Origin of the sequence: Thermomonospora catenispora (genome assembly GCF_006363815.1) — a bacterium.
In the GTDB taxonomy this organism is placed as follows: domain Bacteria; phylum Actinomycetota; class Actinomycetes; order Streptosporangiales; family Streptosporangiaceae; genus Thermomonospora; species Thermomonospora catenispora.
In genome coordinates this window covers 231,535-252,844 of sequence record NZ_RRYT01000003.1, presented here as the reverse complement: position 1 = coordinate 252,844, position 21,310 = coordinate 231,535, and the positions used below count along the sequence as shown (strand labels likewise).

22 protein-coding genes are annotated in these 21,310 nt (G+C 72.9%); 12 read left to right on the top strand and 10 right to left on the bottom strand.

The genetic code is table 11. The features are described from left to right. Positions 1-2 precede the first annotated feature (2 nt). The 5 genes from EIO00_RS04545 to gdhA all read left to right on the top strand — a co-directional run bounded on the left by EIO00_RS04545 (position 3) and on the right by gdhA (position 4,813). On the top strand, positions 3-875 hold the full coding sequence (locus EIO00_RS04545; RefSeq protein ID WP_140175626.1) for a branched-chain amino acid ABC transporter permease: 873 nt from the start codon (positions 3-5) through the stop codon (positions 873-875). Continuing rightward, positions 872-1,873 carry a branched-chain amino acid ABC transporter permease gene (locus EIO00_RS04540; protein ID WP_140175625.1) on the top strand — a complete coding sequence of 334 codons (1,002 nt, stop codon included), beginning with the start codon at positions 872-874 and terminating at the stop codon, positions 1,871-1,873. Before EIO00_RS04545 ends, EIO00_RS04540 begins: the two co-directional genes overlap by 4 nt. Next, positions 1,870-2,646 carry an ABC transporter ATP-binding protein gene (locus tag EIO00_RS04535; RefSeq protein WP_140175624.1) on the top strand — a complete coding sequence of 259 codons (777 nt, stop codon included), beginning with the start codon at positions 1,870-1,872 and terminating at the stop codon, positions 2,644-2,646. Before EIO00_RS04540 ends, EIO00_RS04535 begins: the two co-directional genes overlap by 4 nt. Beyond that, positions 2,643-3,347: an ABC transporter ATP-binding protein gene (locus EIO00_RS04530; protein WP_206664030.1), complete on the top strand. Its 705-nt coding sequence runs from the start codon at positions 2,643-2,645 to the stop codon at positions 3,345-3,347. The genes EIO00_RS04535 and EIO00_RS04530 overlap by 4 nt, the downstream gene beginning before the upstream one ends. 122 nt (positions 3,348-3,469) lie before the next feature. Beyond that, positions 3,470-4,813, top strand: a complete 1,344-nt coding sequence (gdhA, locus tag EIO00_RS04525; protein WP_140175623.1) for an NADP-specific glutamate dehydrogenase — start codon at positions 3,470-3,472, stop codon at positions 4,811-4,813. A 63-nt stretch (positions 4,814-4,876) separates the two neighbouring features. On the opposite strand, the gene EIO00_RS04520 is transcribed toward gdhA, so the two are convergent. The 5 genes from EIO00_RS04520 to EIO00_RS04500 are packed head-to-tail and all read right to left on the bottom strand — an operon-like array spanning position 4,877 to position 9,459. Beyond that, positions 4,877-5,905, bottom strand: coding sequence for a branched-chain amino acid ABC transporter permease (locus EIO00_RS04520; RefSeq protein WP_140175622.1), 1,029 nt, complete (start codon positions 5,903-5,905; stop codon positions 4,877-4,879). Beyond that, on the bottom strand, positions 5,902-6,765 hold the full coding sequence (locus EIO00_RS04515) for a branched-chain amino acid ABC transporter permease (RefSeq protein WP_140175621.1): 864 nt from the start codon (positions 6,763-6,765) through the stop codon (positions 5,902-5,904). Before EIO00_RS04515 ends, EIO00_RS04520 begins: the two co-directional genes overlap by 4 nt. Further along, positions 6,765-8,009, bottom strand: coding sequence for an ABC transporter substrate-binding protein (locus EIO00_RS04510; protein WP_206664029.1), 1,245 nt, complete (start codon positions 8,007-8,009; stop codon positions 6,765-6,767). The genes EIO00_RS04515 and EIO00_RS04510 overlap by 1 nt, the downstream gene beginning before the upstream one ends. Positions 8,010-8,021: 12 nt before the next feature. Further along, entirely contained in the window at positions 8,022-8,714 is a 693-nt protein-coding gene (locus tag EIO00_RS04505; protein WP_140175620.1) for an ABC transporter ATP-binding protein, read from the bottom strand. Continuing rightward, a complete protein-coding gene (locus tag EIO00_RS04500) occupies positions 8,701-9,459 on the bottom strand; it encodes an ABC transporter ATP-binding protein (protein WP_206664028.1) in 759 nt (252 codons plus the stop codon). Before EIO00_RS04500 ends, EIO00_RS04505 begins: the two co-directional genes overlap by 14 nt. Positions 9,460-9,921: 462 nt before the next feature. Here EIO00_RS04500 and EIO00_RS04495 point away from each other — a divergent pair, with 462 nt between their 5' ends. The 4 genes from EIO00_RS04495 to EIO00_RS04480 all read left to right on the top strand — a co-directional run bounded on the left by EIO00_RS04495 (position 9,922) and on the right by EIO00_RS04480 (position 14,303). Beyond that, entirely contained in the window at positions 9,922-11,244 is a 1,323-nt protein-coding gene (locus EIO00_RS04495) for a tannase/feruloyl esterase family alpha/beta hydrolase (RefSeq protein ID WP_241661106.1), read from the top strand. Further along, a complete protein-coding gene (locus EIO00_RS04490) occupies positions 11,241-12,467 on the top strand; it encodes an extracellular catalytic domain type 2 short-chain-length polyhydroxyalkanoate depolymerase (RefSeq protein WP_140175617.1) in 1,227 nt (408 codons plus the stop codon). Before EIO00_RS04495 ends, EIO00_RS04490 begins: the two co-directional genes overlap by 4 nt. A 127-nt stretch (positions 12,468-12,594) precedes the next feature. Further along, entirely contained in the window at positions 12,595-13,887 is a 1,293-nt protein-coding gene (locus tag EIO00_RS04485; RefSeq protein ID WP_140175616.1) for an MFS transporter, read from the top strand. Further along, entirely contained in the window at positions 13,884-14,303 is a 420-nt protein-coding gene (locus EIO00_RS04480; RefSeq protein ID WP_241661105.1) for a MerR family transcriptional regulator, read from the top strand. The genes EIO00_RS04485 and EIO00_RS04480 overlap by 4 nt, the downstream gene beginning before the upstream one ends. Here the strand turns inward: EIO00_RS04480 and EIO00_RS04475 are convergent. Together EIO00_RS04475 and EIO00_RS04470 are read right to left on the bottom strand one after the other, a co-directional pair. Beyond that, positions 14,271-16,154: a helix-turn-helix domain-containing protein gene (locus EIO00_RS04475; RefSeq protein WP_241661104.1), complete on the bottom strand. Its 1,884-nt coding sequence runs from the start codon at positions 16,152-16,154 to the stop codon at positions 14,271-14,273. The genes EIO00_RS04480 and EIO00_RS04475 overlap by 33 nt on opposite strands. A gap of 11 nt (positions 16,155-16,165) precedes the next feature. Further along, on the bottom strand, positions 16,166-16,939 hold the full coding sequence (locus tag EIO00_RS04470) for a 3-hydroxybutyrate dehydrogenase (RefSeq protein WP_140175614.1): 774 nt from the start codon (positions 16,937-16,939) through the stop codon (positions 16,166-16,168). 334 nt (positions 16,940-17,273) lie between these two features. Between EIO00_RS04470 and EIO00_RS04465 the strand changes: the two genes are divergently transcribed. The 3 genes from EIO00_RS04465 to EIO00_RS04455 all read left to right on the top strand — a co-directional run bounded on the left by EIO00_RS04465 (position 17,274) and on the right by EIO00_RS04455 (position 18,864). Next, positions 17,274-18,071: an SAM-dependent methyltransferase gene (locus EIO00_RS04465; protein WP_140175613.1), complete on the top strand. Its 798-nt coding sequence runs from the start codon at positions 17,274-17,276 to the stop codon at positions 18,069-18,071. A gap of 62 nt (positions 18,072-18,133) precedes the next feature. Next, positions 18,134-18,568, top strand: a complete 435-nt coding sequence (locus EIO00_RS04460; RefSeq protein WP_140175612.1) for a hypothetical protein — start codon at positions 18,134-18,136, stop codon at positions 18,566-18,568. After that, positions 18,565-18,864 (top strand): hypothetical protein, encoded by a 300-nt coding sequence (locus EIO00_RS04455; protein WP_140175611.1) that lies wholly within the window; start codon positions 18,565-18,567, stop codon positions 18,862-18,864. The genes EIO00_RS04460 and EIO00_RS04455 overlap by 4 nt, the downstream gene beginning before the upstream one ends. 130 nt (positions 18,865-18,994) lie before the next feature. Here EIO00_RS04455 and EIO00_RS04450 read toward each other — a convergent pair whose 3' ends face one another. The 3 genes from EIO00_RS04450 to EIO00_RS04440 all read right to left on the bottom strand — a co-directional run bounded on the left by EIO00_RS04450 (position 18,995) and on the right by EIO00_RS04440 (position 21,080). After that, positions 18,995-19,738, bottom strand: a complete 744-nt coding sequence (locus EIO00_RS04450; RefSeq protein ID WP_140175610.1) for a siderophore-interacting protein — start codon at positions 19,736-19,738, stop codon at positions 18,995-18,997. Further along, positions 19,735-19,950 (bottom strand): MbtH family protein, encoded by a 216-nt coding sequence (locus tag EIO00_RS04445; RefSeq protein WP_140175609.1) that lies wholly within the window; start codon positions 19,948-19,950, stop codon positions 19,735-19,737. Before EIO00_RS04445 ends, EIO00_RS04450 begins: the two co-directional genes overlap by 4 nt. Before the next feature lie 122 nt (positions 19,951-20,072). Beyond that, positions 20,073-21,080 carry an ABC transporter substrate-binding protein gene (locus EIO00_RS04440; RefSeq protein WP_140175608.1) on the bottom strand — a complete coding sequence of 336 codons (1,008 nt, stop codon included), beginning with the start codon at positions 21,078-21,080 and terminating at the stop codon, positions 20,073-20,075. Positions 21,081-21,310 lie beyond the last annotated feature (230 nt).

The following is a 21,310-nucleotide window of genomic DNA, read 5'->3' as shown; positions in this document are numbered from 1 at the left end:
CCATGGACACGTACCTGGTGACCGTTCTCAACGGGCTGGCGATGGGGTCGCTGCTGTTCGCCATCGCGCTGGGCCTGTCGCTGGTGTTCGGCATGATGGACGTCCTCAACCTCGCGCACGGCGCGATCTACCTGGTCGGCGCGTACGTCGCGGTCGCGCTGACGGGGGACGGCGCCGGTCCGGCGATGTTCGTGGCGGCGGTGCTGGCCGCCGCCGCGGCGGGCGCGGTGCTCGGCGGGGCGCTGGCGGGCATGACCCGGGCCACGCCGCACCACCTCGACCAGGCGCTGCTGACGCTCGGGGTGGCGCTGGTCGTCGCGGAGTCGCTGACGGTGGTGTTCGGCAGCGACGTGCACTCGCTGGCGGCCCCCGCCCCGCTCGACGGCGGGGTGCAGATCCTCGGCCAGACCTACCCGGTGTACCGGCTGCTGGTCATCGCCTTCGGCGCGATCCTCGCGCTCGTCGTCTACCGCCTGGTCGAGCGCAGCCGGCTCGGCGCGGTGATCCGGGCCACGGTCGCCGACCGGGCCATGGTGTCGGCGCTGGGCATCGACACCGGCCGGGTGCTGGTCGGGGTGTTCGCGGCGGGGGCGGCGCTGGCGGCGGTCGGCGGAGTGCTGGCCGGGCCGATCCTGGGCGCGCAGCCCGGCCTGGACGAGAAGGTGCTGCTGCTGGCGCTGGTGGTGGTCGTCGTCGGCGGGCTCGGGTCGGTGCGCGGCGCGCTGCTCGGCGCGGTGCTGATCGGGCAGGTGCAGGCGCTGGGGGTCGCCCTGCTGCCGGAGTACGCCTCGTTCCTGTTGTTCGCGGCCATGGCGGCGGTGCTGCTGATGCGGCCCGCCGGGCTGCTCCCCGCTCCCACGGCGGTGCGCGCATGAAGGCCGTGGAGACGACGGCGCCCGCACCGGCCGTGGCGGCGCGCCCGCGCCGCCCGGCCCGGCGCGGCCGGGCGGTCGCGGCGGCGGTGACGGCGGCGGCCCTGCTGGCGGCCGTGCCGCTGGTGCTCGGCGCCTACCCGGTGTCGATGATGACGCGGATGCTGGCGTTCGCGGTGCTGGTGCTCAGCGTCGATCTGCTGACCGGCATCACCGGGATGCCGACGCTGGGCCAGGCCGCCTACTTCGGGGTGGGCGCGTACACGGCCGCGCTGGTCGGCGTCCACCTCACCTCGGACGGGGCGGTGCAGGTCGCCGCGGCCCTGCTGGCGGGGCTGGCGGCCGCCGCCGTCACCGGGTGGATCGCGGTGCGGGCGCACGGGATCGTGTTCTTGATGCTCACGTTGGCGATCGGCGAGTCGGTGCACCAGCTCGCCGACACCTGGTCGCTGGTGGGCGGCGGCAACGGGCTGGCCGGGATGCCGCCGGTCAGCGTGCTCGGCACCGCGCTCCCGGCGGCCGGATTCGTCTACTGGTGGGTGCTGGCGGTGGCCGCGGCGGCGTTCGCGGTCGTGGCGCTGGTGGCGCGCTCCCCCTACGGGCGGACGCTGCGCGGCATCCGCGACAACGAGGCCCGGATGCGGGCCCTGGGCTACCGGCCCGGGCCGGCCAAGTTCGGCGTCTTCTGCCTGGCGGGGGCGGTCGCGGCCGTGGGCGGCGCGCTGTGGGCGGCCCAGGTCCGCTTCGTGTCCCCCGGCGACCTGGGCTTCGAGGTCGCCGCGCTGGCGCTGCTCAGCGTCGTGATCGGCGGTTCGGGCACCCTGTGGGGGCCCTGTCTGGGCGCGGCGCTGGTGCTGCTGGTCCGCGACAACCTGTCCGCCCATGTCGGCGGGCACGGCGCGTTGGTGCTGGGGGCGGTGTTCGTGGCGGTCGTGTTCACGATGCCGCGCGGGCTGGCCGGCCTGGCCCGGCGGCCCCGTCGCACGGAGGCGCGGTCATGACGCCGGCGCTTCGGCTGGAGGGCCTCACCCGTTCCTACGGGTCGCTGACCGCCGTCGATCATGTGGATCTGACCGTCGCCCGCGGCGAGCGGCACGCGCTCATCGGCCCCAACGGGGCGGGCAAGTCGACGCTGTTCGCCACCGTCGCCGGGACGCTGCGGGCGACCTCGGGGCGGGTGCTGCTGAACGGGCGGGACGTGACGGCGCTGTCGGAGTCCGAGCGGGCCCGGCGGGGGCTGCTGCGCACCTACCAGCACTCCAGCCTGTTCCTGGGCTGCACGGTGCTGGACAACGTGGCGCTGGCGGTGCAGCGGGTGCAGCGGGTCGCGCACCGTTTCGACCGTCCGGCGCGCGGTTTCCGGCGCGTCCAGGCGCGGGCGCTGGAGCATCTGGAGTCAGTCGGGCTGGCCGGGCGCGCCCACGACACGGCCTCGGAGCTGTCGCACGGAGAGCGACGGCAGCTGGAGGTGGCGATGGTGCTCGCCGCCGAGCCGGCCGTGGTGATGTTCGACGAGCCCACCGCGGGGATGTCGGCCGCCGAGACCGAACGGTTCGCGACGCTGCTGGAGGGGCTGCCCCGCAGCCTGACCGTCGTCATCGTCGAACACGACCTGGACGTGGTGTTCCGGCTGGCCGACCGCGTCACCGTGCTGCATCTGGGCGCCGTGCTGGCCTCCGGGCCGCCCGCGGCGATCCGCTCCGACGAGGCGGTGCGGGCGGCCTATCTGGGCGCCGCCCGCACCGAGGACCTGTTCACCGGAGGTGCCCGATGACCGACCTGCTCACCGTCTCCGGGCTGCGCGCCGGGTATGCGGGCGGCACCGTGCTGGACGGCGTGGACCTCACCGTCCCCGCCGGGTCGGTGGTGGCGCTGCTGGGCCGCAACGGCGTCGGCAAGACCACGTTCGTCCACACGGTGATGGGGATGCTGCGGCCCTATTCCGGCAGCGTCCGCCTGGGCGGACGGGAGCTGGCCGGCGCCCCGGCGCACGTCGTCGCCCGCGCCGGGGCGGCCATCGTGCCGCAGGGCCGCCGGGTGTTCGCGCCGCTGACCGTCGAGGAGAACCTTCAGATCGCCGCTCCCCGCCGCGGCGGCCCCTGGACGGTGGAGCGCGTCTATGAGCTGATGCCCCGGCTGGCCGAGCGCCGCGCCAACCGGGGCGACCAGCTCTCCGGCGGCGAGCAGCAGATGCTCGCCATCGGCCGGGTGCTGCTGCGCGCCCCCCGGCTGCTGCTGCTCGACGAGCCGTCCGACGGGCTGGCCCCCGCCGTGGTGGACCAGATCGCCGGGGTGCTGGAGCGGCTGTGCGCCGAGGGCATCTCCGCCGTCCTGGTCGAGCAGGACCTGCACCTGGCGTTCCGGCTGGCCGACAAGGTCGCGGTGATGCGCAAGGGCCGGATCGTGCACCGCGGCCCCACCGCCGAGTTCCGCTCCGACCGCCGCCGCGCCCACGCCCTCCTCGGTGTGGCGTGACCACAACCCGATGAGGTCCGTCTCGCCCGTTTGTCGCCTTTGGCCCCTCCTCACCTCGTCATTGCCAGGTTGTGAGGAGACGCAACTAGGCTTGCGGGCAGCCAAGCAGGGAGGAATCGGGCGTGCACGAGAGGCTTGAGCCGATCTATGAGCAGGTGGTGCGACGGAACGCCGGCGAGCTGGAGTTCCACCAGGCGGTCCGGGAGGTGTTCGAGAGTGTGGGACCGGTGATCGCCAAGCATCCCGAGCTCACCGAGGCCAAGATCATCGAGCGCATCTGCGAGCCCGAGCGCCAGATCATCTTCCGCGTGCCGTGGGAGGACGACCGCGGGGAGGTGCACGTCGAGCGGGGGTTCCGGGTGGAGTTCAACAGCGCGTTGGGCCCCTACAAGGGCGGGCTGCGCTTCCACCCCTCGGTCAACCTAGGGATCGTGAAGTTCCTGGGGTTCGAGCAGATCTTCAAAAACAGCCTGACCGGCCTGCCCCTGGGCGGCGGCAAGGGCGGCTCGGACTTCGACCCCAAGGGGCGCTCGGATTCGGAGATCATGCGCTTTTGCCAGTCGTTCATGACCGAGCTGTACCGCTACCTCGGCGAACACACCGACGTGCCGGCCGGCGACATCGGGGTGGGCAGCCGGGAGATCGGCTATCTGTTCGGCCAGTACAAGAGGATCACCAACCGGTACGAGTCGGGGGTGCTCACCGGCAAGCCGCTCCTGCACGGCGGGGCGCAGGTGCGCCGGGAGGCCACCGGGTACGGCTGCGTGTTCTTCGTGGACGAGATGCTGCGGGTCCGCGGCACCTCCTTCGACGGCAAGCGGGTGGTGGTCTCCGGGTCCGGCAACGTCGCCATCTACGCGATCGAGAAGGCCGCCCAGCTCGGCGGGGTCGTGGTGGCCTGCTCGGACTCCAGCGGCTACGTGGTCGACGAGAAGGGCATCGACCTGGAGCTGCTCAAGGAGATCAAGGAGGTCCGGCGGCAGCGGATCTCCGAGTACGCCAAGGCGCGGGCCGGCAGCGGGGCGGTGTTCGTGCCCGGCCGCAGCGTCTGGGAGGTGCCGTGCGAGGTGGCGCTGCCGTCGGCCACGCAGAACGAGATCACCGGGGCCGACGCGGCGCGGATGGTCAAGAACGGCCTCATCGCGGTCGGCGAGGGCGCCAACATGCCGACGATGCCGGAGGCGATTCGGATCTTCCGGGAGGCCGGGGTGGCGTTCGGGCCCGGCAAGGCCGCCAACGCGGGCGGAGTGGCGACCAGCGCCCTGGAGATGCAGCAGAACGCCAGCCGGGACTCCTGGTCGTTCGAGTACTCCGAGGAGCGGCTCCGCCAGATCATGAAGGACATCCACACCCGCTGCATGACCACCGCCGAGGCCTACGGGATGCCCGGCGACTACGTGGCGGGGGCCAACATCGACGGGTTCACCCGGGTGGCCGAGGCGATGCTCGGCCTGGGGCTGGTCTGACCGCGCGACGCCGACGAGGTCGGCGGGCGCGGGCCCGCCGACCCGATCCGGCGGCGGGCGCCCTCACCCGCCGGAGCGCTCGGCGACCGCCGCAGGGCGCTCCGTCGCGACCTCGACCTTCCGGTCCTCCCCGGACTCCGCGGGCCGGGCGCGCCGGGCGCGCGCGGCCGTCAGCAGATCGCGGCCGGTGCCCCACAGGCCCTTGCGGAACAGCAGCACGATCAGCACGAAGATGGCGCCGGTGACGATGCCGGTCTCCTCGAACCCGGCGGTGGCCAGATAGTCGTTCAGCGTGACGATCACGGCCGCGCCCAGCACCGCGCCCCACAGGGTGCCGATCCCGCCGAGGATGACCATCATCACCGCCTGCCCGGAGGTGGTCCAGTACACGTCGTGCAGCGAGGCGAAGCCGTGGCTGATGGCGAACACCCCGCCGCCCAACCCGGCCAACGCCGCCGACAGCACGAACGCCAGCAGCCGGTAGCGGTCCACCGGATAGCCCAGCGCCCGCGCCCGAGAGGGGTTGTCGCGGATCGACACCAGCACCTGCCCGAAGGGGCTGCGCACGATCCGCCAGGCCGCCCACAGGCCCAGCAGCACGAACGGGAGGCCCGCGTAGTAGAAGTAGAACGGGTCCGACAGGTCCGCCCCCAGCAGCTCCCTGGGCACCCCCTGCAGCCCGTTCTCCCCGCCGGTCACATCCCGCCACTGGTTGACGATGAAGTAGATCATCTGGGCGAACGCCAGCGTCACCATGGCGAAGTAGATGCCGCTCAGCCGCACCGACAGGTAGCCGATCGGCACCGCCAGCGCCGCCGCCGCCAGCGCCCCGCCCACGATCGCCACCGGGAACGGCAGCCCGGTGTGCAGCGCGATCAGCCCAGTGGTGTAGGCCGAGGTCCCCCAGAACGCGGCGTGGCCGAACGACAGCAGCCCGCCGTATCCCAGCAGCAGGTCCACCGCCACCGCCAGCAGCGCCCACGCCATGATGTCCATCGCCACCGGCGGGTAGATCAGCCACGGCAGCGCCAGCGCGGCGATCAGCCCGATCCCCGCCGCGACCGGCCGCCGGGCCAGCAGACGGATGATCATGTGAGTCCCTCCTGCCGTCCGAACAGGCCGGCCGGGCGCCACAGCAGCACGGCCGCCATCAGGATGAACACCAGCGTCTGCGACAGCGCCGGGACGTACAGGTTGCCCAGCGCCGAGACCAGCCCGATGAGGAACCCGGCCGCCACCGACCCGAACACCGAGCCCAGCCCGCCGATCACCACGACCGCGAACACCACGATGATCAGGTCACCGCCCATCAGCGGGTTGATCGCCCGCATGGGGGCGGCCAGCACCCCGGCCAGGCCCGCCAGCGCGATCCCGAACCCGAACACCGGGGTCACCCAGCGCGACACGTCGATGCCCAGCGCCCGGGTCAGTTCGGGCTTCTCGGTGGACGCCCGGACGATCATGCCGATCTTGGTGCGGGTCAGCAGCAGCCACACCGCCCCGCACACCACCGCCGACAGCGCCAGCACGAACACCTGGTAGGCGGGGTAGTCGAACAGCCCCAGGTTCAGCGTGCCGCCGAGCAGCTCCGGCCGGGCGTACTGCTGGGACTGCACCCCGTACTGCCGCCTGACCAGGTCCTGCAGGATCAGCGCCAGCCCGAACGTCAGCAGGAACCCATACAGCGGGTCCAGTCCCGACAGCCGCCGGATCAGCAGCCGCTCCAGCGCCATGCCGACCAGCCCGAGCAGCACCGGCACGATCACCAGGGCCGCCCAGAACCCGATCCCGAACGAGTCCAGCAGGATGAACGCGCCGAACGCGCCGAGCATGTAGAAGGCGCCGTGGGCGAAGTTGACCACGCCCAGCATCCCGAAGATGACCGCCAGGCCGAGGGCGAGCAGGGCGTAGAACGCCCCGCCCACCAGGCCGTTGAACGCCTGCTCGATCATCAGAGCCTGCAGCTTCCGTCCGCCGGCTGGAACGCCTGCTCGGCCGGGATGGTCTTGAGGATCTTCTCGTAGTCCCAGGGCTCCTTGACCTCGGAGGACGGCTTGACCTGGGCGAGCTCCACGTCGTGCAGCAGCAGGTGGTCCTCGGCGCGGATCGTGGCGTTGTCGGCGAACACGTCGTTGAAGGTGTGGCCCTCCAGCTCCTTGACCACCGCGTCGGCGTCGTCGGTGCCGGCCCGCTGCACGGCCTCCAGGTACTGCAGGGCGGCCGAGTAGTTGGCGGCGTGCGCGAACGACGGCCGCGTGCCGGTCTTGGCCATGAACTTGTCGGCCCAGGCCCGGTTCTGCTGGTTGGCGTTCCAGTACCAGGGGTCGGTGAACGTGGTGCCGGCCAGCGCGTCGGGGCCGAGCGAGTGGATGTCGGTGATGAACATCAGCCCGACCGCCAGGTCGATGCCCTTGTCCTGGAGCTTGTACTCGTTGTACTGCTTGACCAGGTTGACCAGGTCGCCGCCGGCCTGCATGGTGCCCAGGACCTGCGGCTTGGGGTTCAGGTTCGGGGCCTTGAGCAGGAACGTGGAGAAGTTGTCGTTGGGGAACGGCGTGGGGTCGCTGCGCACCACGGTCCCGCCGGCCTTCTGGATGGCGGCGGTGAAGCTCTTGTTCATGTCCTGCCCGAACGCGTAGTCCGGGTAGACGATGTACCAGGTCTTGGCCCCGTCGGCGGTGACCGTGCTGCCGGTGCCGTTGGCCAGCATGTAGGTGTTGTAGCCGTAGTGGAAGGTGTACTTATTGCACTGCTTGCCTTCCAGCTCGGTGGTCGCCGCGCCGATGTCGATGAAGATCTTCTTCTTGGCCTTGGCCTGGGTGGCGACGGCCAGCGCGGCGGCCGAGGACGGCACGTCCAAGATCACGTCGGCGCGCCGCCGGTCGTACAGCTCCTGGGCCTTGGAGTTGGCCAGGTCCGGCTTGTTCTGATGGTCGGCCGAGATCACCTCGATCTTGTCGGCCACCGCCTTGTCGCCGTACTTGGCCTTGTAGTCGGCGACCGCCATCTCCACCGCGGTCACGCTGTTCTTGCCGGACAGGTCGGCGTAGACCGCGCTCTGGTCGTTGAGCACGGCCAGCGTGACGCCGCCGTCGCTGATCTTCCCCCCGCCCCCGCCGGGACCGCCGCCGCAGCCGGCCAGGAGGGCGCCGGCGGTGACGACGGCGATGGACAGCCCCTTTGCCTTCATCTTCATCTCCCACATGGGTCAGATTCCGAGGTGTTCGAGGAGTTCGTCTTGGCGGGCGCGGACCTCGGCGTTGTCGAGCGCGTCGACGACGCGGCCCTCGGCCAGCAGGTAGTGGCGGTCGGCGACGGAGGCGGCGAAGTGCACGTTCTGCTCGACCAGCAGGACGGTGACGCCGCGGTCCTTGACCTGCCGCAGGATGTCGCCGATCTGCTCGACGATCACGGGCGCCAGCCCTTCGGTGGGCTCGTCGCACAGCAGCAGCCGGGAACCGGTGCGCAGCACCCGCGCCATGGCGAGCATCTGCTGCTCGCCGCCGGACAGCCGGGTCCCCGGGGATCGGCGGCGCTCCTTGAGCCGGGGGAACGCCGCGTAGATCTCCTCCATCGACCACGGCTCGGGCCCGGTGACGGGCGGCAGCAAGAGGTTCTCCTCGACCGAGAGGGTGGCGTAGACGCCGCGGTCGTCGGGCACCCAGCCGATGCCGAGCCGGGCCCTGCGGTGCGGGGGCAGGGCGGTCAGGTCGGCGCCGCGCAGCGACATCGCGCCGCCGACGCGGGCATGCAGGCCCATGACGCAGCGCAGCAGGGTGGTCTTGCCGGCCCCGTTGCGGCCGACCAGGGTGACGATCTCGCCCTCGGCGACCTGGAGCGACACCTCCCGCAGCACCTGGGCCTCGCCGTACCAGGCGGACAGGTTCTCAACGGTGAGCATCGGCGTCTCCCAGATAGGCGGTGATCACGCGAGGGTCGTGGCGGATCTGGGCGTAGGGGCCCTCGACCAGCACCCGTCCGGACTGCAGGACGGTGACCCGGTCGGCGAGGCTGGAGACCACGGACATGTTGTGCTCGACCATCACCACCGTCCGGCCCGCGCGGACCCGGCGGATCAGCTCCACGGTGCGGTCCACGTCCTCGGCGCCCATCCCGGCGGTGGGTTCGTCCAGCAGCAGGACCTTGGGGTCCAGGGACAGCGCGAGGGCCAGCTCCAGCGCCCGTTTGCGGCCGTAGGCGAGGGTGCCGGCGGGCCGGTCGGCGAACTCCAGCAGCCCGACCTGGTCGAGCAGCTCGTCGGCGCGCGCGGAGAACGCCGCCAGCGCCTTGTCCGACCGCCAGAACCGCCAGCCCAGCCCGGTCGGCCCGGCCAGCGCCAGCTCCAGGTGCCGCCGCACGGTCTGCTCGGGGAACAGGCTGGTGATCTGGAACGACCTGGCCAGTCCGGCGCGGGCGACCTGCTCGGGGCGGCGTCCGGTCAGCTCCCGGCCGGCCAGCGCGATGGTGCCCGCGGTGGGCGGCAGGAAGCCGGTGAGCAGGTTGAACAGCGTGGTCTTGCCGGCCCCGTTGGGGCCGACCAGGGCGTGCACGCTGCCCTCGGCGACGTCCAGGTCGACGCCGTCGACGGCGCGGAAGCCGCGGAACTCCTTGACCAGACCCCGCGCCGTCAAAATGGCACCAGTCACGGTCCTGGACCTCCTCAAGGTGGACGACGCAGGCCCAATCCGGGTGATCCGGCCCACATCGGTCGTTGTGACGCGGGACACTATGGCAACCGCGAACGGCGCCCACCATGTCGGACAACCCCACAAACCAGACGGAAGCTGTGTGGGCATTCGACATCGCGCCGGGTGCACGGGCCTCATGTCCGCCGGACACATGAGCCGGCCGCCTCCCATGGCCCGATCCCCCACCCCCGGTCGGACGGCGCGCGGGCGGGAGGGCCGGCCGGACCCTCGAGGCGCGGCGCCGCGCGGCGGCCGGCCGACCCGGCCCGCCCCGTCGGGCCCGGGCCGCCGGGAGCCGGCGCGTTCGGCGCGCCGTGGCGGCGGGACACACGCGCGCCGCGGCGAATGTGTGCCGCCGCGACGTGGCACGGGCCACAGCGGCCGCTCAGGATGATCGGCATCCACCCTGGAGGAGGCTCGATGCCGATCATCCGAACTCTTCTGGCGGCCGCACTGGCCGGCGGCGCGGCGATCGTCCCGGCCGGCCCCGCGGCCGCCGACCCCTGTCCGCCCTCATCTCGGCTCAAGGTCCCGGGCGCCGAGCATCAGGTCATCGCCTGCCTGGAGGACCTGACCACCGCCGGGACCGTCGTCTCCGGCCACACCGTCCCCGCCGACTACGCCGGGCTGCACCCGTCCGGGGCGCGCAACCCCGGCGGGGTGCCCGGCATCCAGATCGACGGCTACTTCCCGGACGATTCCACGTTCAACACCCACCACGGCTGGAACCACGACAGCCAGTTCGTGATCCGGCTGCCGAAGCGGTGGAACGGCGGGCTGGTGGTGGCGGGCAGCCCGGGCAACCGGCGGCAGTACGCCAACGACTTCACCATCGCCGACCGGGCGCTGGCCAAGGGGTACGCCTACGCGGCGACCGACAAGGGCAACAGCGGGACGGAGTTCTACGCCGACGGCCGCCGGCCCGGCGACGCCATCGCCGAGTGGCACTTCCGGCTGACCCAGCTCACCAAGGCCGCCCGGAAGGTCGTCGAGCAGCGCTACGGAAGGCCGCCGAGCCGGACTTACGCGGTGGGCGTCTCCAACGGCGGCTACCTGGTGCGCCGGCAGCTGGAGAGGCACCCCGAGCTGTACACCGGCGGCATCGACTGGGGGGGCGCCCTGTGGACCGACGAGGGGCCCAACCTGCTCACCTTCCTGCCGACCGTGCTGCGCGGCTCGCCGGAGAAGGTGTATCCGGCCGCCTCGTCGTTCCTGTGGCCCTACCACGAGCAGGTGTACTGGGATCTGACGCAGCGGATCTACCGGGAGGAGCTCGACCCCGACTACGACGGCGACCTGCAGGCGGGGATCCCCTACTGCTCGCCGGGCACCCCGCGATGCGACGCCGACTACGACTACGCCTCCCGTCCCCGCCGGGTCCACCAGGCGGTGCGGAAGATCTCCCTCACCGGCCGGATCGGCCGTCCGATGATCACGATCCACGGGACGCTGGACGCGCTGCTGCCGATCGACGCCGCCTCCGACCGCTACGCGGAGATGATCCGCCGGCAGGGCCGCTCGGCGCTGCACCGCTACTACCGGATCGAGGACGGCAACCACACCGATGGGCTGTACGACGCGTTCCCCGACCGGCTGCGCCCGTTGCTGCCCTGCTACCACAGCGCCTTCGACGCCCTGGAGGCCTGGACCGTGCGGGGCGACGCCCCGCCCCCCTCGGCCACGCTGCCCCGCCCGGCCGGCGACGTGGTCACCACCTGCCCGCTGAACGGAGGTCGCCGATGAGACTCCGCCTGTGCGCGCTGACCGCCGCGCTCGCGCTCGCCCTCACCGGGGCCCCGGCCCCCGCCGCCGAGGCCGCGGTGCCCCCGCCCACCCCCGGGGACCTGCGCTCTTACGACATCGACGAGGTCTATGTCTCCGGGGTCTCCTCCGGCGGCTACATGGCCGTCCAACTGCACGTCGCCTACTCGGGGGTGTTCCAGGGCGCGGGCGTCTTCTCCGCCGGTCCCTACCGGTGCGCCCAGGGCGATCTGACCACCGCGTTGAACGCCTGCATGCAGACGTACCTGCCGCGCAAGACGCCCGCCCAGCTGGTCTCCGAGACCCGCGCGCTGGCGAGCGGCGGGGCGGTGGACCCGGTGGAGAACCTCTCCGGCGACCCGGTGTACCTGTACCACGGGTCGAACGACCAGACGGTGGTGCGCGCGGTCAACGACGACCTGGCCGCCTACTACCAGAGCCTCGGGGCGCAGGTGTCGTACCGCAAGACCGCCTCGGGCCACGCGTGGGTCTCCCCCCTCGGCCCGGTGAGCTGCACCGCCACCGCCTCCCCGTTCGTCAACGACTGCGGGGACGACCCGCCCGGCCAGATGCTGGCGCACCTGTTCGGCTCCTCGGTGAACGCGCCCGCCTCCCAGCCGAGCGGCACGCTGATCCGGTTCGACCAGGACGACTATGCGGTGGGCGGCAACGCCTCGGGCATCAGCATGGGCCAGGAGGGATTCGTCTACGTGCCGCCCGACTGCGCGAGCGGGGCGCGATGCCGGCTGATGGTGGCCCTGCACGGCTGCAAGCAGGGCTACCGGTACCCCTCGTTCGGGGACGCGTTCATGCGCTACGCGTACCTGAACGAGTACGCCGACACCAACCGCATGATCGTGCTGTACCCGCAGGCGGCCCCCACCGCCGACCTGACCAACCCGAACGGCTGCTGGAACTGGTGGGGCTACCAGGGCGACACCCGGTACGCCCAGCACGGCGGCGCCCAGATCGAGACCATCCTCGCCATGGTGCGGACCCTCACCGGCTCGGCCCCCGCGCCCGGCCCCGACCCGACCCCCGAGTGCGTGACCGCCAGCAACTACGCCCACACCGTGGCGGGCCGCGCCCACGTCCTGTACGGCGGCACCTACGCCAACGGCTCCGGCCAGTACCTGGGACTGTGGAACATCTACACGACCAGCAGCATCAAACAGACCGGCCCAGGCTACTGGGTGAAGTGCTGACACCTTCCGCGGCCTTTGCGGCGGCCCGGGGGAGCCTCCCCCGGGCCCGTGTCATCCCCGGCCGGTCCGCGGACCCCGCGCCGCGGGCTTGACCTTGACGCCGGCGTCAAGCCCATAGCGTCCGGGCATGACCGCTCCCGCTCTGCGCCCGGCGGCGGCCCGGGCCGGCGATCGACGTGACGCGCCCCTGCCGCCGTGGCTGCTCGCGCTGTTCCTGCTGGCCTTCGCGTTCGGCACCGACGACCTGGTGATCGCGGGGATCCTGCCGCTGATCGCCGCCGACCTGGAGGTGTCGGTGCCGGCCGCGGGGCAGCTTGTCACGGCCTTCGCCCTCGCCTATGCGCTGGGCGCCCCGGTCGCGGCGTTCTGGACCGCCCGGCTGCCGCGCCGCACGGTGCTGACCGGCGCCGGCGCGGCGTTCGTCCTGGCCAACCTGGCGGCGGCCGCGGCCCCCGGCTACGGGCCGCTGCTCGCGGCGCGGATCGTCGCGGGCCTGGCCGCCGCCACCGCCTCCCCGGCCGCCTTCGCCGTCGCCGCGACGGCGGCGCCGCCGAGGCGGCGCGGCCGTTTCATCGCCGTGGTCAGCGCCGGCCTGACCACGGCGATCGTCGCGGGCGTGCCGCTGGGCGCCTGGATCGGCGACGCGCTCGGCTGGCGGGCCGTGATGATCTTCGTCGCGCTGCTCGCGTCCGTCGCCGCGATCGCCCTGGCGGTCGTGCTGCCCCCGCTGCCGGGGGCCGCCCCGGGCCGGCTGCGCGACCGGCTGGCGCCGCTCCGCCGGCCGGAGACCGTGACGGCGCTGGCGGCGATGGCCGTCGCCGCGACGGGCGGCAACATGTCCTACGTCTACATCACCGAGATCGCCGGCCGGCTCGGCGACGTGCACGGCTCCGCGCTCGCCCCGCTGATCACGGGGATCGGGGTCGCCGGGATCCTCGGGGCCTTCGTCTGCGGACGGGCCGTCGACGCGCTGGGCGCGGCCCGAGCCATGCTGCTCTTCCTGGTCGGCGTGCTCGCCGCCCCGGCGCTGATGGCGCTGCTCGGCGTCCTCGGCGGCCCCTATCCGGTGCCCGTGACGGCCGCTCTGCTCGTCCTGTACGGGCTGTTCACCTGGGGCTTCTCCCCCGCCTCCCAGGCGTGGCTGCTGGGTCGCGCCGCGGGCTCCGCCGATGAGCTGATCGCGCTGAACAACAGCGCCATGTTCCTGGGGTTCTCCCTCTCAGGGGGTCTGGGCGGCCTCGCCCTGGACGGGGGCGGTCCGCTCGCCGTGCCCGCCACGGCCGCCGGATGCGTGGCGGCGTCGCTGGTGTTGTTCCTCGCGGCGTTCCGCTCCGGCGGCGGATCCCGACGCCGCGACGAGGAACGCGATGAAGAACGCGATGAGGAACGTGACGAGGAGCGCGACGAGGAGGACGCATGATGCGGATCGGCGAGGTGGCGCGACGCGCCGGGGTGACCCCGCGGGCCCTGCGCTACTACGAGGAGAAGGGCCTGCTGCGGGCGCGCCGGGACCACAACGGCTACCGGGTGTACGAGGAGGACACCGTGCACGCGGCCCGCAACATCGCCCGGCTGCTGCGCGCCGGTCTCAGCTCCGAGGACGTCGCGCGCTTCGGCGACTGCCTGCGCCGGGAGCGCATGGACCCGTCCCCGGACTGCGCGGCGCTGCTGGAGGTGTACACCGCCCGACTGGCGATGCTGGACCGGCGCATCGAGGCGCTGACCGAGCTGCGCGGGCGGCTCGCCGAGGAGGCACGGCGCCTGCGGGCCGCCATGGCGGCCCACGCCTCCGATCCGGATCGTTCACCGGGCCGTCGAGAGCCGGTGCAGGCGTAGGGCGAGCTGGAGCTCCAGGGCCCGTTCGGGCTCCTGCCAGCCGGGGCCGAGGAGACGGCCGACGCGCTCCAGCCGCTGGGTGACGGTGTTGGTGTGGATGTGCAGGCGGGAGGCGGTCTTGCTGAGCGCCCCGCCGCAGCCGAAGTAGGCGTCGAGGGTGGCGACCAGCTCGGTGCCGCGTTTGGCGTCGTAGTCCAGGACGGGGCCGAGGGTCGACTCGATGAAGCCGGCGACGTCGTTGTCGCGGCCGATGAGCAGGCCGATGAAGCCGAGCTCCGCGGCCCCGGCGCCGGCGCCGCGCCGCCCCAGCGCCAGCAGGGCGTCGACGCAGCGCCCGGCCTCCTCGTAGACCTCGGTCAGCGGCTCCAGGGCGGTGACGGGCCCGGCGGCCCCGGCGGTGGCGGGCGCGCCGAGGGACTGGCCCAGCTCGCGGGCGACGCCGCGGGCGACCTCGCCGGGCTCCTCCCCCGGCAGCAGCAGGACGATCTCGGCGCCCTGCACCTGGAAGAGGCCGTGGTGGGCGGCGGCGTGGGAGGCCGCCCAGAACGCGGCGCGGCGGCGGCCGGTCTCGTCGTCGGCGTCGTGCCGGACCACCACCAGCACGTGCCGGGCGCCGGGTTCCACCCCGACGCGCCGGGCGCGGTCGGCCACCGTCTGCCGGTCGTGCACCCGGCCGTCCAGCAGGTCCCGCAGCAGGTCGCCGCGCACCCGGCCCTCGGCCTCGGCGACGCTGCGCTGGATCAGCCGCAGCAGTGCGATGACGATGGCGGCGCGTTCCAGGATCCGCTGGTCGATGTCGGACAGCTCCTCCTCGCAGCGCAGCACCAGCGCGCACAACGTCTCCGCGCCGGCGGTGGCGGTGGCGACCCGCAGAGCGCCCCGGGAGACGGTGCGCGCGGTGGTGCGGGAGGCGGCGGCCAGGTCGACGGCGAGCGCCAGCTCGGCCGGGTCGGGCTCGCCGCCGACCGAGGCCAGCACGGTGTCGCCCTCCAGCACGAACACCATGCCGCCCAGCACGTCCACGACCACCTGGCAGATGTCGGCCACGCCCGCGCCGCGCACCACCAGGTCGGCCATCCGGTCGTGGGCCTGGGCGGCGCGCTCCACCGCGTCGCCGCGCGCCCGGATCACCTCGTTGGCGGCGCTCAGCTCCTCCAGGGCGGCGCGGGTCTCGGCGAGCAGCCGGGCGTTGTCGATCGCCACCGCCGCGTAGGCGGCCAGCGAGCTGAGCAGCGCCACCTCCTCCTTGGCGAACGGATGGTCGCTGCGGTGCGCGGCGAACAGCACCCCGATCGACCGGGAGCCCAGCCGCATCGGCACCCCGAGGATGGAGACCAGTCCTTCCTCGGCGACCGCGGCGTCGATCTCGGTGGTGTGCCGGAACTGGTCGTCCGACAGGTAGGAGCCGGAGGTGTAGGGCATCCCGGTCTGGGCGACCAGCCCGCCGAGCCCGGCCCCCAGCGGCAGCCGCAGCGACCGGAACGCCGCCGACACCGACCCGTCGGTGACCCGCATGTAGGTGTCGCCGCGTTCGTCGTCGTGGAGGGTCATGTAGGACACGTCGGCGTTCAACAGCCGCCGCGCCCGCCGCACGATGGCCTCCAGCACCGCGTCCAGATCCCGCAGCCCGGCCAGGTCGCCGGCGGTCTCGAACAGCGCCGCCAGCTCGGCCTCCCGTCGGGCCCGGCGCTCCAGGGTGGCCCGGATCTGCAGGGCGATCCGCTTGCCCCGCTCCAGCCGCTCCAGCGTCTCCGGGCTCGCCCCGGCCGCCCGCGCCTCCAGCACGGGAGCCTCGAACTCGACCGCGGGGGCCTCGCGGGCCAGCAGCTCCAGGAAGAATTCGAGGCTCATACGAGACAGGATCAACCCGCCGTCCATCCGCCGTCGATGGTCAGATGCGAACCCGTGATCATCGCGGCCTGCGGAGTGCACAGGTAGGCGACCAGTTCGGCGACCTCCTCGGGCTCGATCAGCCGCTTGATCGCGGCCCGGCGCAGCATCACCTGCTCCACCACCTCGCCGGGCTCGATGCCGTGCGCGACGGCCTGGTCGGCGATCTGCCCCTCCACCAGGGGGGTGCGCACATAGGCGGGGTTGACGCAGTTGGAGGTGACCCCGTGGGGGGCGCCTTCCAGCGCGATGACCTTGGACAGGCCCTCCAGGGCGTGTTTGGCGGACACATAGGCGGACTTGTAGGGGGAGGCCCGCAGCCCGTGCACGCTGGAGATGTTGATCACCCGTCCCCAGTTCCGCCGGTACATGTGCGGCAGGGCGGCGGCGACGATCCGGAACGGCGTCTCCGCCATGAGCCGCAGGATCCGGGTGAACGTCTCGGGCGGGAACTCCTCGATCGGCGCCACGTGCTGGAACCCGGCGTTGTTCACCACGACGTCCGCGGTGGCGGCGGCCTCCAGCACCGGATCCAGCGCGTCGGGGTCGGCCAGGTCGGCGATCACGGCGCGCCCGTCCAGCTCGGCGGCGATCCTCCCGGCGGCCTCGGCGTCGATGTCGACGATCACCACCTGTGCGCCCGCGCGGGCCAGCCGTCGGGCGCAGGCACGGCCGATGCCGCTGGCGGCCCCGGTGACCAGGGCGTGGCGGCCGGACAGGTCCGGGATCGCAACTGGGTCGGTCATGGCCACAGAAGCTACGGAGTGAAGTGTGCCGCCACCATGGCGGTGCGCCCCATGCTTTCCGGGGACCTTGTGGGTCCGCCCCACATGCCCGGCGCACGGGCTCTCCGGCGAGGCGCGGTCTTCGAGGGCCCCGGGATTCCACAGGCCCGGGGCGCCGTTCCACGGCCGCGGCGGGCAGGCCGAAGGGCCGGACGCCGACACCGGCCGGCGCGAGGCGGCCCGGTCGGCCCGCTTCTCAGGTCCGGGCCGACCGGGCCGCGGCCGGGTCTGCGGATCCGCGCAGCTCGGCGCGATTTGACAAGACGGGATGACCGCTTCGTCCTAGGCTTGTGTCGTGACCCAGGAACCTCCCGACATCGACACCTCCGTATCCCATGTGGCCCGGATCTGGAACTACTGGCTGGGCGGCAAGGACAATTTCGAAATCGACCGCCAGGTCGGCGACCAGATCCTGCAGATGCTCCCGGACGTGGCCCGGCTGGCCAGGGCCTCCCGGATGTATTTGAACCGGGTGGTGTGGCATCTGGCCGCCGAAGCCGGGGTCCGCCAGTTCCTGGACATCGGCACCGGGCTGCCGACCGTGGACAACACCCACGAGGTGGCGCAGCGCGCCGCCCCCGAGTCCCGGATCGTGTACGTCGATCACGACCCGCTGGTGCTGGCGCACGCCCGCGCCCTGCTGACCAGCACCCCCGAGGGCAAGACCGACTACGTCCACGCCGATCTGCGCGAGCCGGAGAAGATCCTCACGGAGGCCCGTCGGACGCTGGACTTCGACAAGCCCGTCGCGCTGATCCTGATGGGCGTGCTGGAGTTCATCACCGACGACGAGGAGGCCTACTCGATCGTCCGGCGGCTGATGGAGGCCCTGCCCTCCGGCAGCTATCTGGCCATGTACGACGGCACCAACGTCGTCCACCGGGAGGCCTCGGACCGGATCGTCGAGGTGTGGAACGCCTCCGGCAACGCCCCGCTGGTGCTGCGCACCCCCGAGCAGATCGGCCGGTTCTTCGAGGGGCTGGAGATCCTCGAGCCGGGCGTGGTGTCGGTGACCCACTGGCGGCCGGAGATCCCGCCGGGCGGTGAGCCGGACGCGGTGGACGCCTTCGGCGCGGTCGGCCGCAAGCCCTAGCCGGTCCTCGGGTCCGCCGGCCGCCCACGTGGATCCCGGCCGTCGCGGGGTATCGGCTGGGCATGACGCACACCACCGTTCCCGAGCCGGATCCTCCGCATGAGGTCGGCGTGTCGGCGGCCGGCAAGCTGAGCGAGGCGCTGGAGACCGTCGAGCGCGCACGGGGCCACCTGTACTCGTTCCATCAGCTCATCGGGCATGCGGACTTCGCCGTCGAGGAGGCCGCCGAGCTGCTGGCCCAGGCCGGGCGGCAGGACCTGGCCGAGGAGGTGATGACCGAGATCATGGGTCGCAACGTGCTGCCCGGCCGATGGACCTACCAGGTGGTGGACGACTTCGAGGTGACCTACTACGAGCCGTTCCGCGATCTGGAGCGCCGAGTGCGGGAGGCGCTGACCGGCGGCCGCAAGCACGTCTATGAGGCCCGGTTGAAGGAGCGTCGCCGCACCCACGGCCGTCCGGGCCATGAGGCCGCTCCCGTGGACGGTCCGCCGTGACGCGCGCCCGGCGGGCGGCGGTGGCGGCGTCGGGTTCGTGGATCGACCCCGACGACGGGGTGCGGACACCGGCGGGCGAGGTGCACGCCTGGTCGCCGGGCGCCAACCAGACGCTGTGCGGGCTCGCGCTCAGCCGGAGCGGGCTGCTGCGCTTCCCGCACGTCGCCTGGCCGGACGTGCAGCCGCACTCGGGCGGCTCGGCCGACCGGGTACGACGGGTCTGCCCGCGGTGCGCCGCGGCGATGGGCCGGCGCGGCGGGGGCAGACCCTGGACGCGCACCGATCCCAGGCCCTGAGCGGCGACGGCGGGTCGGGCGCCGGGAGCGCCGTGGGCGCCCGACCCGCCGGGAACGGACCGCCGAAGCGGCCGCGGGTCACGGCCGGGGACCGGCGCGGCCCGGGGCCCGATCGCCGCGCCGCCCCCGGTCAGGCCTGGGCGACGCCCTTGCGCCAGTAACCGGAGAAGTAGATGTCGCGGCGGTCGATGCCGCGGTCGTTCACCAGGTGGCGACGGATCCGCGTGACGGCGCCGGACTCCCCGGCGACCCACGCGTACGGGCGCCCGGCCGGGAAGTCCGCCTCGGTGACGGCGGTGAGCAGGGACTCTCCGGCGTCGCGGTGCACCCAGGTCAGCTCGGCGCCGGCGGGCAGCTCGAGAGGCTGCTCCTCGGCCGCGGAGCCGACCTCCACCAGGACCCGGGCGGTGGTGGCGGCGGGCATGGATTCGAGGATGGCGCCGATGGCGGGGAGGGCGGTCTCGTCCCCGGCCAGCAGCACCCAGTCGGCGTGGGCGGGCGGGGCGTACTCGGCGCGCGGCCCCCACAGGCCCACCTGGTCGCCGGGGGCGGCGTTCGCGGCCCAGCGGGAGCCGGGGCCGGCGTCGTCGTGCAGGACGAAGTCGATGTCGACCTCGCCGGCCTCGGGGCGGTGCCGCCGGATGGTGTAGGTGCGGAACACCGCGCGGACCGGTTCGACCTGCCAGCGCTGCCACCAGTCGTCGCCGGTGGGGTAGATCGGGCGTTCCTCACCGGGCAGCGGGAAGAACACCTTGACCCGGTGGTCCAGTCCGGCGCCGGGGAAGTCCTCCAGGCCGCCCAGCGTGATGCGCGCCATGTGCGGGGTGATCCGGTCGACCCGGGTGACGTGGGCGGAGTAGTGCCGGTACGTCATCGGCTCGCCTCGGCCTCCACGAGGCTGCGGGGGCGCAGGTCGGTCCAGTGGGTGCGCACGTACTCCAGGCACTCCTCGCGTCCGGCGGGACCGAACGCGGTGGACCATCCGGCGGGCACGGCCGCGAAGACCGGCCACAGCGAGTGCTGCCCCTCGGAGTTGACGAGCACGAGGTAGTCGGCGTCGGGGTTCTCGAAGGGGTTGCTGCTCATTACCGTGCCTCCTGTCGTGGGCTCTGGCCGCGGGGCGCCGTCCCGGGCTCGGGCGGGGACGGCCCGGGACGGTGCTCACCCCCCGGGGCGGTTCGCGGCACCCGCCCCGGGGAGGCGAGCGCTCAGCCCGCCTTGGCGGCGGCCTGAGCGATCTGCGGGATGACGTTGTCCGCCACGTACGGGACGGCCAGCACCGTCGGGGTGCGCAGCGGCCAGAAGGACTTCAGGTCCAGCGCCACATAGGAGCCGCGCTTGACCACGTCCAGGCCGGAGAAGATGCGGTCCTGCTCGAACTTCTTCTGCGCGGCGGCGTCGTCGTTGTAGTGCGCGATCAGCACGTCGGTGTCCAGCACGCCGAGCTTCTCGTTGCTGAGCTCGGCGTAGAAGTTCTCGCCGGGGAGCCCCTTGATCTGCTCGGGCAGCGTCATCCCGAGCTGGTTGAGCAGCTTGACGCTGAGGTCCTCGGTGGACTTCATCACGGCGAGGTTGCCGGAGGGGAGGGACACCACGAACGCGAAGCCCTTGCCGGCCAGCTCGGGGTGCTTGGCCTTGGTCGCGTTGATCTTCTCCTCGACGTCGGCGATCAGCTTGCGGCCCTCGTCCTCCTTGCCGACCGCCTTGGCGACCTGCTCGGTGATCTGCTGCCAGCTGTCCTCGGCGGGGCCGGTCTGGTAGGCGACGGTCGGCGCCAGCTGGGAGAGCTTGGAGTAGTACTTGTCGATGTAGTAGTCGCCGGCGGCCAGGATCAGGTCCGGCTTGAGCGCGGCGACCTCCTCCAGCTTGAAGCCGGAGTCGCCGGACTTGAGCAGGGTGGGCTTGGCACCCGACAGCTTCGGCGCGCTCCACGGGGTGAGGCCGTCGGGCTGGATGCCGGTCAGCTCGACCATGCCGACGGGCTGCACGCCGAGCGCCAGCAGCGCGTCCTGGTCGACCTCGCCGAGCGCGACGATCCGCTTCGGCTCGGACTTGACGGTGGTGGTGCCGAGCTTGTGAGTGATCGTGACCGGGAACGCCCCCGACCCGGTCGAGCCCGCGGCGGGCTCTTCGGTGTCATCGCCGCACGCCGCCGTCAGGCTCAGGCCCAGCAGCAGCGCGCTCGTCGCGGCCAGTCGCCGCATCAACGTACGCATGGGGGATGCGTGTCCTTCCTGTGCTGTCAGCGCCGCACCAATATCATTAGGTAAGGCTTGCCTAACTTAGCAAGTCCTTACCTCGCCTGGGAACCCGCCCCCCGCATCAGTTCGGCAACGCCCACCAGGGAACATCCGCCGGAGCCGGGCCGCCCGAGGCCGTGCGACCGCCGGCGCCGCGGACGAGGAACGATCACGCGGAACGGCGGCGCGGAGGACGCGCCGACCGC

Coding starts and splice junctions, on each gene's coding strand:
- EIO00_RS04470 (WP_140175614.1), bottom strand. CDS start 16,939: ATGACCGACCCAGTTGCGATCCCGGACCTGTCCGGCCGCCACGCCCTG.
- EIO00_RS04530 (WP_206664030.1), top strand. CDS start 2,643: ATGACCGACCTGCTCACCGTCTCCGGGCTGCGCGCCGGGTATGCGGGC.
- EIO00_RS04545 (WP_140175626.1), top strand. CDS start 3: ATGGACACGTACCTGGTGACCGTTCTCAACGGGCTGGCGATGGGGTCG.
- EIO00_RS04450 (WP_140175610.1), bottom strand. CDS start 19,738: ATGACGTACCGGCACTACTCCGCCCACGTCACCCGGGTCGACCGGATC.
- EIO00_RS04515 (WP_140175621.1), bottom strand. CDS start 6,765: ATGATCGAGCAGGCGTTCAACGGCCTGGTGGGCGGGGCGTTCTACGCC.
- EIO00_RS04490 (WP_140175617.1), top strand. CDS start 11,241: ATGAGACTCCGCCTGTGCGCGCTGACCGCCGCGCTCGCGCTCGCCCTC.
- EIO00_RS04540 (WP_140175625.1), top strand. CDS start 872: ATGAAGGCCGTGGAGACGACGGCGCCCGCACCGGCCGTGGCGGCGCGC.
- EIO00_RS04520 (WP_140175622.1), bottom strand. CDS start 5,905: ATGATCATCCGTCTGCTGGCCCGGCGGCCGGTCGCGGCGGGGATCGGG.
- EIO00_RS04505 (WP_140175620.1), bottom strand. CDS start 8,714: ATGCTCACCGTTGAGAACCTGTCCGCCTGGTACGGCGAGGCCCAGGTG.
- EIO00_RS04480 (WP_241661105.1), top strand. CDS start 13,884: ATGATGCGGATCGGCGAGGTGGCGCGACGCGCCGGGGTGACCCCGCGG.
- EIO00_RS04535 (WP_140175624.1), top strand. CDS start 1,870: ATGACGCCGGCGCTTCGGCTGGAGGGCCTCACCCGTTCCTACGGGTCG.
- EIO00_RS04485 (WP_140175616.1), top strand. CDS start 12,595: ATGACCGCTCCCGCTCTGCGCCCGGCGGCGGCCCGGGCCGGCGATCGA.
- EIO00_RS04440 (WP_140175608.1), bottom strand. CDS start 21,080: ATGCGTACGTTGATGCGGCGACTGGCCGCGACGAGCGCGCTGCTGCTG.
- EIO00_RS04510 (WP_206664029.1), bottom strand. CDS start 8,009: ATGAAGATGAAGGCAAAGGGGCTGTCCATCGCCGTCGTCACCGCCGGC.
- EIO00_RS04475 (WP_241661104.1), bottom strand. CDS start 16,154: ATGAGCCTCGAATTCTTCCTGGAGCTGCTGGCCCGCGAGGCCCCCGCG.
- EIO00_RS04495 (WP_241661106.1), top strand. CDS start 9,922: ATGCCGATCATCCGAACTCTTCTGGCGGCCGCACTGGCCGGCGGCGCG.
- EIO00_RS04460 (WP_140175612.1), top strand. CDS start 18,134: ATGACGCACACCACCGTTCCCGAGCCGGATCCTCCGCATGAGGTCGGC.
- EIO00_RS04445 (WP_140175609.1), bottom strand. CDS start 19,950: ATGAGCAGCAACCCCTTCGAGAACCCCGACGCCGACTACCTCGTGCTC.